This window comes from Planococcus citreus (assembly GCF_003664125.1).
GTDB lineage: Bacteria > Bacillota > Bacilli > Bacillales_A > Planococcaceae > Planococcus > Planococcus citreus.
Genome location: NZ_RCCP01000003.1, coordinates 109,011 through 122,186 on the forward strand (window position 1 = coordinate 109,011; position 13,176 = coordinate 122,186).

A 13,176-nucleotide genomic window follows, 5' to 3' on the forward strand; every position below is an offset into this window, starting at 1 on the left:
CAGGCAAACAGCCGCATCCAACAGGTGCGGCTGTTCCGTAACTTCAAGTAAAACACCAAAGGAGAATCATCATGACAACATCCGAAAAACAGCGCCAGCAACAGGCGGAACTGCATAAAAAACTGTGGACGATGGCCAATGATCTGCGCAGCCAAATGGAAGCGTATGACTTTAAAAACTATATCCTTGGGCTAATCTTCTATCGTTATCTATCCGAGAAAACCGAAGCGCGCATCGCGAAATTATTGGAAGAAGACAATATCTCCTATGAAGACGCGTGGCAAGACGAAGAATACCGCGAAGGCCTTGTCGAAATGCTTTTGGAGCAAATCGGCTTCGTCATCGAGCCCCAGTATTTGTTCTCGCACATGATCCGCGAGATTCCGAAAGGCGACAAAGGGAAATTCGATGTGGAGCTCTTGCATAAAGCGATCAAAGCAGTCGAAGAGTCTACGCTCGGCACCGAAAGCCAGCAAGACTTCGAGCATTTGTTTGACGATATGGACCTTACTTCAACAAAGCTCGGGCGCGACGTGAAATCACGTTCGCAACTGATTGCGAAAATTATGCTGAGTATTAACGACATCCCGTTTTTGCATGACGATGTCGATATCGATGTGCTCGGGGATGCCTATGAATACTTGATCTCTCAGTTCGCGGCAAACGCCGGAAAAAAAGCGGGGGAGTTCTATACGCCGCAGCAAGTCTCAAAAATCCTCTCGAAAATCGTCACGCACGACAAGACCGACATGAAGAGCGTCTATGACCCGACTTGCGGTTCGGGCTCGCTCATGCTGCGTGTCGCAAAAGAAGCGAAAGTACGCAAATTCTACGGCCAAGAACTGACGACGACTACGTTTAACCTGGCGCGCATGAACATGCTCCTGCACGATTTGCGCTATACGGATTTCGATATCCGCAACGACAATACACTCGAGAATCCGCACCATATCGATATGCGTTTTGACGCAGTCGTCGCCAACCCGCCGTATTCCGCAAAATGGAGTGCCGATGCGAAATATTTGGATGATGACCGCTTCCGTGACTACGGCAAGCTTGCGCCGAAATCAAAAGCCGATTTTGCGTTCGTCCAGCACATGATCCATCAACTTGAAGACGACGGCACGATGGCAGTCGTCTTGCCACACGGGGTGCTGTTCCGCGGTGCAGCGGAAGGCACAATCCGTAAATTCTTAATTGAAGAAAAGAACTACCTTGATGCAGTCATCGGCTTGCCAGCGAACATTTTCTACGGCACATCGATCCCGACGACGATCCTTGTCTTCAAGAAGAATCGCCAGGCAGACGACAATGTACTATTCATCGATGCCTCGAACGATTTCGAGAAAGGTAAAAACCAGAACAACTTGACTGACGAAAACGTTGAGAAAATTATCGCAACGTACATCTCGCGCGAAACAATTGACAGATATTCGTACGCCGCAAGCTTAGAAGAAATCAAAGAAAACGATTATAACTTGAACATCCCGCGCTACGTCGATACCTTCGTCGAAGAAGAGCCGGTAGATCTCGAAGCAGTTCAAGTGCGCCTAAAGGAAATTGACCAGGAAATCACCGAGATCGACAAAAAGCTAGAAGAGTATTTCAAGGAATTGGGGGTCATGGGAAATGAACGTACCTCAGTTGAGATTTAAAGGGTTTGAAGGGGAATGGAAAAGAGAAAAACTAGGTAAACATTTGAGTTTCATAGGAAGTGGTGTTACTCCGAGAGGAGGAAGTGCTGTCTATCAAAAGAAAGAAGGAATAATTTTAATAAGAAGTCAAAACGTCCATTTTTCAGGCATAAAGTTAGAGGATATAGCTTACATTACTCCAGAAGTGAATGACAAAATGAAAAAAAGTGAAATCCAGGAATTGGATGTGCTGCTTAATATAACTGGAGCTTCTATTGGAAGAAGTGCAATGGTACCGTTAAATTTTCCTACTGCAAACGTTAATCAACATGTCTGCATTTTAAGGCCCAATAAACTATTAGTTCCATACTTCTTAAAGTCATTTTTAGAATCAAGCAAAGGACAAAAAAATGTATTTAGAGATCAAGTTGGACAAACCAGAGAAGCTTTAAATCTTCAACAAATACAAGAATTTTTAATTGGAATTCCGAGTATAGAAGAACAGGAAAAGATATCTTCTTTTTTAAAATTGCTAAATAGAAAAACTAATAAGCAACAAGAGAAAATTGAAGAGCTTGAGGAGTTTAAAAAAGGGATGATGCAAAAGATTTTCTCGCAGGAGTTGCGGTTTAAGGATGAGGATGGTGGGGAGTTTCCGGAGTGGAAGAGGTTCAAGTTAGGTGACATAGCGATTATTAAAGGTAGACTTGGATGGAAAGGTTTGAAACAAGAAGAGTATGTTGAAAATGGTGCATACTTAGTAGCAGGAAAACATATTAATAAAGGCATAATCCAATGGGATAAGTGTGATCAAATCACAGATTTTCGGTATAAAGAATCAATCGAAATAGCTTTGGAAGAAAATGATGTTATTTTCTCGAAAGACGGGTCTTTAGGAAATCCTGCAATAGTAAAAAATTTACCTAAAGAAGCTACTATTAATTCGACTATGATGCTTGTAAGAATGATTGATGAAGTTATACCAGACTATCTATATCAAGTATTACTCGGTGCAGATTTTAAGAGACTGATTCACTTGAAAGTTTCAGGAAGTTCAATCCCTCATCTTTTTCAAGCAGACATGAAAGATTTTGAATTTTTGGCACCTACTTCAGTTAAAGAACAGAAGAAAATAAGCTGTATCTTGAAAAATCTTGATGCAAAAATAAAAAAAGAAAATGAAAAGTTGTTAGCCATTAAAGAACAAAAGAAAGGATTCATGGAAGGGATATTTATATAACATCGACGCATTACTGGTTTTTTTATTTTGATAAGAAGGAGTTGATTGGTATGGAAAAGCAGTTATTAGATTATGAAAGCGAAGAAAATGAACTTGTAAATTTAAGTAGAAATAACGATATAGAAGTAATATATCCACATGCAGAAATAAAAGTTGAAAGAGATCAATATCCTATTTTTCAACTGTATAGAAAATTCAAGAAAGATCAAATTGTATTGGATCCGGATTTTCAAAGAGGTGGAGATGTTTGGAATCCAAGACAGAAATCAGAGTTAATTGAATCAGTATTAATGGGAATTCCACTTCCTATATTCTATTTGAATGAATCTAAAGAAGGGAAACTAATTGTCGTTGATGGAAGACAGAGGTTAACAACTTTTTTCTCTTTTTTAAATAACGAATTTAGATTGAAAAATTTAAGGATTTTGGAAGACTTGAATAATCTTTATTTTGCCGACCTTGATTCAAAACATCAAGCGAATTTTGAAGATTTTCAAATAATCGCACAAATAATAAAGCCACCAACACCTGACAGAATTAAATTTGATATCTTTGATCGAGTAAATCGTGGAGGCACCCCGTTAAACAATCAAGAGATGCGAAATGCGTTATACCAAGGAAAATCAACGGTATTACTTAAAGAAATCGCTGAAAATCCTAATTTTATCAAAGCTACTCAAAACAGTATTCAATCCAAGCGGATGAAAGATAAATATTTAATTTTAAGAGCTATTGCATTTAATCAATGGAATTTTAATTTATTGGTAGATGCGAATGGGCACCAAATTGAATACAAGAACGATATTGATGAATTTCTTGGAAAAACTATGGAATACTTAAATAACTGTTCTAATGAAGAGATAAAGTTGATTAAAAAGAATTTTATCAACTCCATGATTTGTAATCATATAATTATGAATGAAGAGGCTTTTAGAAGATTAAAAGTCAATGGAAGAAGACAGCCTATTAATATGATTTTATTTGAAGCTTTGACTAGCCTTATGTCGGGGTGGGAAGTAGAGGATTGTCAGAGAAATAAAGAAGTAATTAAAAAGAAAATCACTTTCCTATTAGAAAATGATGAACTGAATAAATTATTGACTATTGATAGGGGAAGGGGTTTGGTAGTCCCAGCTATTTTTGAAATGGTAAATAATATGAAGGAGGATATTGAACATGCTTTCTAAAATGCAAATTAATAACTTTAAATCTATAGAGAGTACAGAAATTAACTTCGCTAGTTTTACTTTCTTAGTCGGCATGAATTCCTCAGGCAAATCAACGGTAATTCAATCATTATTACTAGCAGCGCAAAATCTTGCTTCACAAACTAATAACCCACTCAATGGATTATTAGTATCGCTTGGTACTTTTCAAGAATCAAGAAACTTTATTACTAATTCTAAAGAGATTGAGTTAAAAATTTTTTCGGAAAATAGTGAGGAAGTTAATATTAAAGTTGAGGATAAGAACGGGAAAACAAAAGCTGAAATAACTAATAGTGATTCCGAATTAGGGAAGTATTTAAACTTTTCAAATAAAAAGATCAAATACTTATCCTCCCATAGAATAGGAAACCAAGATTTATATAGTCTAAATTATAGTGACATTACAGAGATTGGATTACTGGGAGAGTTTGCCGTTGATTATTTTGAAAAGAATAAGACAAAGCCAATAGTTACTGAGTTAATTAAAGATAAAGTTATCAGTTCAACATTAGAAGCCCAAGTTAATTATTGGTTGAATTATATTCTGAATGGAGAAATAAGAACTGAAAACATTGAGGGAACTGACAGTGTAAAAGCTCAATATAAAATTATGAATAGTAGATTTGTACGCCCTAAAAACGTTGGTGCAGGTTTAAGTTATGTCATTTCACTTTTAATTACATTGTTAGCATCGAAGCCAGGAGATATAAATATAATTGAAAACCCTGAGATACATTTACATCCAAGAGCACAGTCTAGATTAACAGAGTTCATGGTTTTTATTAGCACTAAAGAAGTGAAATTAATAGTTGAATCACATAGTGATCATATATTTAATGGATTAAGAAAAGCTATTTACAAGGGGCAAATAAATATAGAAGAAGTTTCGGCATATTATTTTGAACTTGACAAGAGAAGTTTATCTCAGATTACTCCAATAGAATTTAATAATAAAGGAAAAGTAACTTATCAAATTCCAGGTTTATTTGATCAATTCGACGATGATCTAGATGTACTACTAGGAATAAACTAAGATGGAGATAATCTTAAATGAACTTTCATTAGAAAACCAGTTCGAGAACTCTGAAGACTTTTTTATTAAGTTTAAAAGAATAATCGAAGTCTACAAAATTGCTATTGATAATCACTTTAGTCTATTAAAGCCCAGTCATTTATATTCAATAATACTGTTTGAAAGCGTTAGTTTTCATGATATTTTGACAGCACCACAATATAGGAAATCCGATGAAATGAAACGATATAAATCTATTTTAAGTAAAATTATTCAAGATGAGCCTTTTTGGGATTTAGATGCGTTACATGTTAATACTGATCATTATAAGTGTGATTTTACAGATAAAATAAATAACTACGGTTTAGCAGAAGCTTGTGAAAGAGACAAGTATGTCTTTTCATTTGAAACTAAGATATATAAAGACAAAAATAATTTGGAAGTAAAAAAGAACGACAGTGAAACTATAGAGATTAAAAATTTAATTACCTCAAAAGATATTACAGAGGAATTATATTTGAAAGGTTTAATAGACGAATCATGTTACTGTATTCAGAGGTTTAATAATACTAAACTGTCTTTTGAAGAATTAGAAGAAGATTATGGATTTAAAACATTATCAATTGAACAACGAAAATTATTTATTAATAAATTCGAGGAATTTATAGAAATGGATTGGGAACAAATTTTAAAATCTGATGGTTTGGATTATAAAGAATATACTCCAAGTAAAAAGAATTGGTTTGGAGGAACTGAATATAACCAAATAAAGATAATGAAATTTAGAATTAGCCAAAAGTATAGATGCTTTGGTTACAGAGTCAAAGACACTTTTAAAGTTCTACGATTTGAAACAAACCACAAGGTCAGTGATAATGGTTAGCTAGTATAACTTTATATTTGATTTTAAGATAGTTAATTCAAAAATTATAAAGCTCCACTTAATTCCTTTAATTGGAATTAAGTGGAGCTTTTAATAAATGTAATTTTAAGGTTTTTAAGAAAAGTAATTCATGTAAAAGTAACAAGTTCTTTTTGAGGCACTGCAATACTGTCTCTTTCGCTGAGTGTTTTAATTTCTTTATCTATGTGATCAAGTTGTATTGAGTTTTCTTTACAGTATTTTTGAATTTTAGTATAGATCATAAATTTATGAATATCACTTTTATGTGAAAGATATTCATACTCATCAAGGACAATTATTGCTACATCTTTAGCATTGTAGCCTTTACTACTTTGTTTTAAAAGTTCAAGACTTAAATAATAATCTAGTTCTTTTGATGTAGGTAGTTTCATAATAAGCCTCCTTAATTATAGAAATTATAAACGAATTACATATTACGATCGATCCCAAAAAACTTTTATAAGGACTCCTGGATATTTATTTTTAAATTGTTTAATTACATTTTCACAACTAATACACGGTTTTTTTTCGGTATACAGAAAAATTTCTCCTCTAGTATTAGTGTTATTACTTAAGTATCCGGCTATATATTCTAAAACTTTAGCCTCTGTATCAAACTTTCTGTCAAGAAAAGTATTGGAATTTTTTAACTTCACTTTATAAGTTTTAAACTTTCTCTTAGTTTTTAAAAAAATGTATCCATTTGCCCCAAGAGAGGAGCTCTTATCATTAATTGAACTATGGGCCTTCAGTTTCCTTGGGATTTTTTTTATTCTGACCTCTGCTAATCCTAAGTTACCGGTAAAAGACAAAGGCATTGGCAACTGTTCTCTTAACTTCTCTGCTCGATGTTGCATTCTACTATGGATAGGGGAGATTTTTTTATGCATAAGTCACCTTTTAAAAACATTTTTATTATTATAACAGATTTAAAACAACAAATAAAATTAGTGGATTTTTATTTTAGAGTAAATTTCTTCAATTGAGTGATTGTTATGGAGTATGTACATAATCACTGTTCCTCTCTGACGTTTAGTAGGCTGTAGCAAAAGTTCTTATTATAAGTATAGATGATTATATTAAATTTTATAGATAATTATCTAAATAATCTGCATCCCTCTTTAATCAAATGATAAAATAGAAGGAAAATATCCCCATCTTTAAGTAAGGAGCTTGTTATGACCCACTCACTAGAACAAATCGCACAACTCGAACACTCAAAAGAATTCGCCCGGCTGCATCAGAAGTTCCATCAATTCAATCCGCTGAAAGTGTTACGGGTGGATCAGTTTGAAATTCGCCATTCGAACATTTTGGCGTGGCTGCTTGATCCGAATGAGACGCATCAGCTCGGCAGTTTCTTTTTGAAGAAATTGCTGACGCGTCTTGTGATGCGTGCGGAGAACGAAGGAAAAGGGGACGGCATCGACTTTTTGTCGTTTCTTTATAGTTCATTCCATGATGCGGAAGTGTCGCGGGAAGTGAAGACGCATACGAACCGGATGATCGATCTGCTTGTCCATGTGCCGTCGCAGAAACTGGTACTCGTCATCGAAAACAAATTCCATGCCGGCGAGTCGGACGGACAGCTTGTGGATTATTTGGCTTATGCGAAAGCTGAGTTTCAGGAGCCAGGCTACACGGTGCTGCCGATCTTTTTGACCTTGGCAAGTGAGGAGCCGTCGGATGACAGCTATTTACTCTTAGGCTATGAGGACGTACTTGAAATCATTGAGCAACAACTCGAGTTCTCGAAAGAAACGACCGCGGATGCCATTTATGATTTTTTATCGTTTTACATAGAAGTCCTGAAAGAGCAATTGGTCCATGACGCGGAATCGGTGGAACTGGCGCTGACAGTGTATGATGAAAATAAAAACGCTATCGATTTCCTATTCTTGAGCCAGAATGACAATTTCAAGAAACAGGCGGTCTACAAAAGCATTTATAAGCAACTTGCCAAGTTAGATGAGTCGGAGAAAACGGCACTGCGGAAAATCTATGGCGCCAAGAAAAAGACCATTGATTTTGTCTTCAACATCGGCGGCAACGTCATCCGGGAAGCGTTCCTCGATTTCGTCAAAGAAGCGGACATGCCAGAAGAAGCCTATGCGGCGCATATCCGATTCCCACATTTCATCTTGCCGGATTGGTCTGATTTCCAAGAGACGCTGGGGGAGCCGGCATCTGCGTATTGGCTCGGCCAGGCGTTCATCATTTGGTTCGAACGACAAGTCGGTGAACGTTTGAAGATAACCGTAGAATTGGGTCCAATCCCGTATGTGGAGAGATATCGCTTACTGACGGAGTTGGAAAAGCGGGACGTTAGCTTCCAGCAAAGCGGTAAAGAGGAAGGAAAACGGTATACAAAAATTTATACGGCATGGACAGATGTCGGCGAATGGGCGTCCAAGCAGGAAGTGTTGAAGAGCATGTTCGTTTTGTATGATGCACCGGAACTGAATGACTTGTTTCGGAAGATTGCGGAGTCCGTTGAAGTAATGGAAGATGCGACAGAAGAAGTAGAAGAAGTAACGGAATCCAAACTAGAAAAAGTCTTGAACAAATCAACTGTCCCGCCAATACCAAAAGAAGCTTTCGACTTATTTTGTGCTAAGCACCATATTGCGGAGGCAGAGCGGAACTATCATTGGCGAAACCCATCATTTGTAGTACCAGCCTTTACAAGAATAGAAGAACGATACGGCATGAGCCGCTTTGACTGGTGGTGGCATAATGGTGCACTGTTATTCTGGTTTGATCAATTGCGAGATGGGAGGCTAAAACTCATACTCGAACTGGGCCCACTGCAAGGAGAAGACCGAGTGGCATTGATCAGAGAGTTGGAAATGCTAGGAGTAACTTTCAAGGCAGTTTCAAAGTTAAGAACAGCTGCCTATACACGGCTTTATTCAAACATTAAAGTAATCGAAGACTGGCAAGACGCACAGCAAGTGGCTGAGGAAATGACCAAGCTCTTCCAGCATCCGCGTCACCAGGAATTATTGGCGAAAATTGAAGCGGTGAGCATGGCGAGTTCGGATATTTAAGGGTGATACAAAATGGCACTGACACAAAAGTAGGTTATTCAATCACTTGGGGAGCGGACCCGCGTGAATTGTGCCATTTGACTGGGCGCATGAGCGAACTATATGTTGCTATGTACAGGAACGTTAATATGACAGATTCAGTGAACGAACGTGGGTACGACGTGGTGACATGAGCGAGTTTTTGTGAAGACTACCGCCCGGACCGGCGGTACTGGATTCGGTGCGTTCAACCCGAATACTTTGGATTTAGCAGACCGTGTCGTTATTTTGAGATTCAATCAGGAAGAAATGGAACTCGAAATTTTGCTGGGTGTTCCAATTGATGGGGCAAAGTAATTGGTGATGGAACGCAAGACGGGAAATTTCCATTATCATGTCGAAACTATTTAAAGCTGACGAGAAGGTACGAAGTTATGAGCAGCTTAAAGTGTCTAAAGAAGCCCGCTATCAAGACTTCCCAATTAAAGAACTTAGAAGTGGCGAAGTTAAGATGTATGAAGGGGGAGCAGGCATCGAGTTATGAAAGCGAAATTAAGAATAATTGCTGAAGTACTGTCTATTCTGATTGTGAATAGCAATTCTTATAATTGGCTTTGACTTGAAGCAATTATTATTCGTGTTTTGTAAGAGGGGAAAATGATTCAATTAAGAGGATTAGATGAAAAAATCTTTATGACTATTAATATTTTATAAAACTATTTGGTTGAAAAATGAAATTATGTAATTTAGCTGATATTTTCTATGAAAAAAAGACAGTAATTATTACTTGATTGGGCTAGATTAGAATAGAGTACATAAAACTTCAAGGTCTAGATATATATATAATTTGTTTAAATTAAAAAAATGGGGTGAAATTATCTATGAACAAAGAAATCAATGAAATGATTAATAGAAAGTACATTGGAAGAACGCAATACATATCAGCAATAGAAAACTTTCTCTCGAAAAAAAATACTCCACACCTTCACTTTCATGGTATAGGTGGAATTGGAAAAAGTTCTCTAAAGAGAATAGTCCAACAAAAATTAATTGAAAGAGATGAGTATATTTGTCTTCATTTAGATTTTGAGTATAAGCAATACCATAGCATTAGTAAGGCATTAGTCTCTTTAAGTGGATCAGTTAAAAAACATTATAAATTTGCTCGTTTCCCATCTTTTAATATAGCATATGCTTATTATTGGAAGAAAGTAAACCCTAACTTGAAAATCAAAGAAGACTTTACTCTACCCTTTCTAGAAGAAGGAGATTTGTCGGCTAATATTTACAATATTTTTGAAGAATCTCCATTGATAGGGATTGTACCTAAGACAGCTAATTTTGGATTTAAAGCTTTAAATAAGTTTAAGAAGTGGCAGGAACAGAGTGGCTTTAAAGACTTTAAGCAATTGGAAGAATTAGAGGCAGAGGAAATTGAGATGCTCCTAGTAAAATTATGGGCAGAGGATTTTAATCGAATTGTTAAGTCTAAAGAAGTTCACAGTGTTTTAATTTTAGATACATTGGAGAATATAGGTAATTTAAACCAAGGCAAATTTTTAGTGAGAAATTCTTTCGAATGGGTAGAAAAACTCATACAATCCTTAACTCAGGTTAGTGTTATTAGCTTCGGGCGGGAGCAACTCGAGAAAGAAAAAAAGTGGGGGTTAATACAATTTGAAGTGTCAGCATTTGACTTCGAAGAGACTTGCGAACTGTTGAGAGGTAGTTATATAAATAATAAAAAAATTTCAGAAGCGTTGTTTATATCTACAAAAGGAATACCATATTATTTAGATCTTGCTATAAAAACTTATAATCAAATAGGTTTAGCTCGTGTTCCCACTTCAAAAGATTTCGAAGGGAATTTAGAAAAAGTCGTAGAGCGTTTTGTGAAATATTTAAACCATGAAGAAAGAGCTATTTTAGAGGTTCTTTCCGTTCCGAAGGGATGGGACAAGAAGTTATATGACACATTATTTTTAAAAGAAGATGACTTAATAAAAACACGTGCAAATTTTATCGAAGGATGTAACTTTGTTACATATAACAAAGACTTATCCCAATATACAATGCATAGTCTAATGCGAGAATATTTATTAAAAAATCTCAAAAAAAATTCAGAACGATACGCTCTAATTGTGGAGAAAGTTTACAATTATAATAAAGCTATTTTGCTCACGATCGATTATTCCACTCATCCAGACTACCTTAAATATATTTTAGAAGAAACATTTTATCATGCAAAAGAATTGGTTAGTCCCGAAGACTTTATTTCAAATATCAATAAAATATGCCCACTTTTGACATCTCCAAATTATGATAGATTACTGAATGAAATTATTGAATTCGTGAATAACAAAAATAAAGATATTAGAGCTCTATATCATCTTAACTCCACCTTAGCTGCTTATTATATTTATTATACAAGCATTGACAAAGCAAATATTTATATTCAAGCAACCGGAGAAATTTTTAATAAATTAGACAAAGAAAATCAAAGTCTACAGATATTACATTTTACAATCTTACAGATAAAATATTATGCAGTAAGAAAAGATTATAAACAGACTGAAATAATGATTTTAGAAATTATTGACATGCTAGAAGACGTTAATAGACAAGAGGAACTTCAAAGTTTAAAGAACGAATTGTATGGTAACTTAACTTTTATTTATATACAACTTGGATTTTTAGAAAAAGCAAATTATTACAGCGAGTTATCTTTACAAAGTGATCAACAAGAAAATACTTTTAATTTTGCGATGAAATTAAGCAATGGGGGATTAGTGAAATTAAAAAAATTTGATTATAATAAAGCTTTAAAAATGTTCGATAAAGGACTAAGTATTTTAGAAGAATTGGAAATGCTTAGATGTAGGGAGTATTTTGTTTTAAAAGCAAATCAAGCAGAAGCACTATGGGGTTTGAAAAAGTACGAAAAAGCTAAGGGAATTCATGAAGAGGTGTTAAAGCAGAGAATAGAAAACTTAGGATACGAACATGCAGACGTAGCGGAATCCTATTTATACGTCACTATGATTTATACAACCGAAAAACAAAATTTACTTTTAAGAGATTCTTATTTAAATAGTGCAATTAGAATTTTGTCAAAATTAAATCCATCTCATAACCTAGCTAAAGCATATTCCCTTTATATGCAACTTGAAGTAGAAAAGGAAGATGAGAAGAAATCAATTATGTATGGGGAGCAGTCTTTAGAAATTCGTAAGTTAATATATGATTCCACTAGTATTGAACTAGTATACGGCTATCAGAATCTAGGAGTAACATACGCTCACTATAAAAAATTTGAGAAAGCCATTGAATGCTTTAACGAAGGAATAAAGATTTTGAAAAATCAAAAAGATGAGCATGATGTAAAAATGTTTATTAGCATGTCTAAAGATAAAGGTGAAGTACTACGTGATTTGGGATTATATAAAGATGCAAAAGTTATTTACCAAGAAATTGTGCCTCTACTTGAAAGTGAAGCTTTAGAGCAGGCCAATATTCTTAATGTACTCGGTGTTACACTTCGGCATTTGGAAGATTATAAAGGGGCTGAAAAAGTTTATAAGAAAGCACTTCGAATACGTATAAATTATTTGCCTGAAAATCACAGAGATGTTGCTGTGACTCACCTGAATTTAGGTATCGCATACCATTTATTGAAAGCAAAGAAGAAAGAAAAAGAGCACTTAGAAGAATCTTTTAATATTTTTTCAAAAGATCTAGTGCAACATAAAAAAGAGTTGTTTCAAGTTTGTGGTATGTTAGTAATGATATATAAAGAATCGGGAAATTCGATTAAGTTTAATTATTATAAAAAAATAGCTTTATCGTTGAAGGGAAAATAGCCGACCTCATCCAACATGATCAAATCCAGTCATGTCCATTTCTTGAGGAGACGAGTGACTGTCTCTTTGGACCATGCCTTGTGACACTCCGCGACCAGATCCGTTGCGATAAGGAACAGGACACTATAGCCTTGGATGAAAGCTTCCAATGCAAAAGTGATATCGTCAGATCCGTATTGCCGACACCTGGCGGTCCCAGGAGAAGCCGGTTTTCGCCATTCACAATGTACCGATAGGTCATTGTTTCGTTGCTCGTTAAGACTCGGTTGGAATGCCAAACCAAAATCAT

General features: G+C 35.3%; 10 protein-coding genes. 8 read left to right on the forward strand and 2 right to left on the reverse strand.

The window, feature by feature from the left end:
- Nucleotides 1–71: 71 nt before the first annotated feature.
- The 5 genes from DFR62_RS10795 to DFR62_RS17480 are packed head-to-tail and all read left to right on the forward strand — an operon-like array spanning nucleotide 72 to nucleotide 5,977.
- A complete protein-coding gene (locus DFR62_RS10795; RefSeq protein ID WP_121300385.1) occupies nucleotides 72–1,655 on the forward strand; it encodes a type I restriction-modification system subunit M in 1,584 nt (527 codons plus the stop codon).
- Nucleotides 1,630–2,874 (forward strand): restriction endonuclease subunit S, encoded by a 1,245-nt coding sequence (locus tag DFR62_RS10800; RefSeq protein WP_121300386.1) that lies wholly within the window; start codon nucleotides 1,630–1,632, stop codon nucleotides 2,872–2,874. Before DFR62_RS10795 ends, DFR62_RS10800 begins: the two co-directional genes overlap by 26 nt.
- A 50-nt stretch (nucleotides 2,875–2,924) precedes the next feature.
- On the forward strand, nucleotides 2,925–4,061 hold the full coding sequence (locus DFR62_RS10805) for a GmrSD restriction endonuclease domain-containing protein (RefSeq protein WP_121300387.1): 1,137 nt from the start codon (nucleotides 2,925–2,927) through the stop codon (nucleotides 4,059–4,061).
- Nucleotides 4,051–5,115: an AAA family ATPase gene (locus tag DFR62_RS10810; RefSeq protein WP_121300388.1), complete on the forward strand. Its 1,065-nt coding sequence runs from the start codon at nucleotides 4,051–4,053 to the stop codon at nucleotides 5,113–5,115. Before DFR62_RS10805 ends, DFR62_RS10810 begins: the two co-directional genes overlap by 11 nt.
- Nucleotide 5,116: 1 nt before the next feature.
- Nucleotides 5,117–5,977, forward strand: coding sequence for an MAG6450 family protein (locus DFR62_RS17480; protein ID WP_206662507.1), 861 nt, complete (start codon nucleotides 5,117–5,119; stop codon nucleotides 5,975–5,977).
- A 128-nt stretch (nucleotides 5,978–6,105) separates the two neighbouring features.
- On the opposite strand, the gene DFR62_RS10820 is transcribed toward DFR62_RS17480, so the two are convergent.
- Together DFR62_RS10820 and DFR62_RS10825 are read right to left on the reverse strand one after the other, a co-directional pair.
- Nucleotides 6,106–6,390 (reverse strand): hypothetical protein, encoded by a 285-nt coding sequence (locus tag DFR62_RS10820; RefSeq protein WP_121300389.1) that lies wholly within the window; start codon nucleotides 6,388–6,390, stop codon nucleotides 6,106–6,108.
- A 42-nt stretch (nucleotides 6,391–6,432) separates the two neighbouring features.
- Nucleotides 6,433–6,888 (reverse strand): deaminase domain-containing protein, encoded by a 456-nt coding sequence (locus DFR62_RS10825; protein WP_121300390.1) that lies wholly within the window; start codon nucleotides 6,886–6,888, stop codon nucleotides 6,433–6,435.
- A 288-nt stretch (nucleotides 6,889–7,176) separates the two neighbouring features.
- Between DFR62_RS10825 and DFR62_RS10830 the strand changes: the two genes are divergently transcribed.
- From DFR62_RS10830 to DFR62_RS10835, 3 genes are all read left to right on the forward strand, one after another.
- A complete protein-coding gene (locus DFR62_RS10830) occupies nucleotides 7,177–9,048 on the forward strand; it encodes a PDDEXK-like family protein (RefSeq protein ID WP_121300391.1) in 1,872 nt (623 codons plus the stop codon).
- Between the two features lie 183 nt (nucleotides 9,049–9,231).
- Complete coding sequence (locus DFR62_RS17385; protein ID WP_158290831.1) at nucleotides 9,232–9,384, forward strand: hypothetical protein; 153 nt, start codon at nucleotides 9,232–9,234, stop codon at nucleotides 9,382–9,384.
- A 524-nt stretch (nucleotides 9,385–9,908) separates the two neighbouring features.
- Nucleotides 9,909–12,887 carry a tetratricopeptide repeat protein gene (locus DFR62_RS10835; RefSeq protein WP_121300392.1) on the forward strand — a complete coding sequence of 993 codons (2,979 nt, stop codon included), beginning with the start codon at nucleotides 9,909–9,911 and terminating at the stop codon, nucleotides 12,885–12,887.
- Nucleotides 12,888–13,176: the final 289 nt, after the last annotated feature.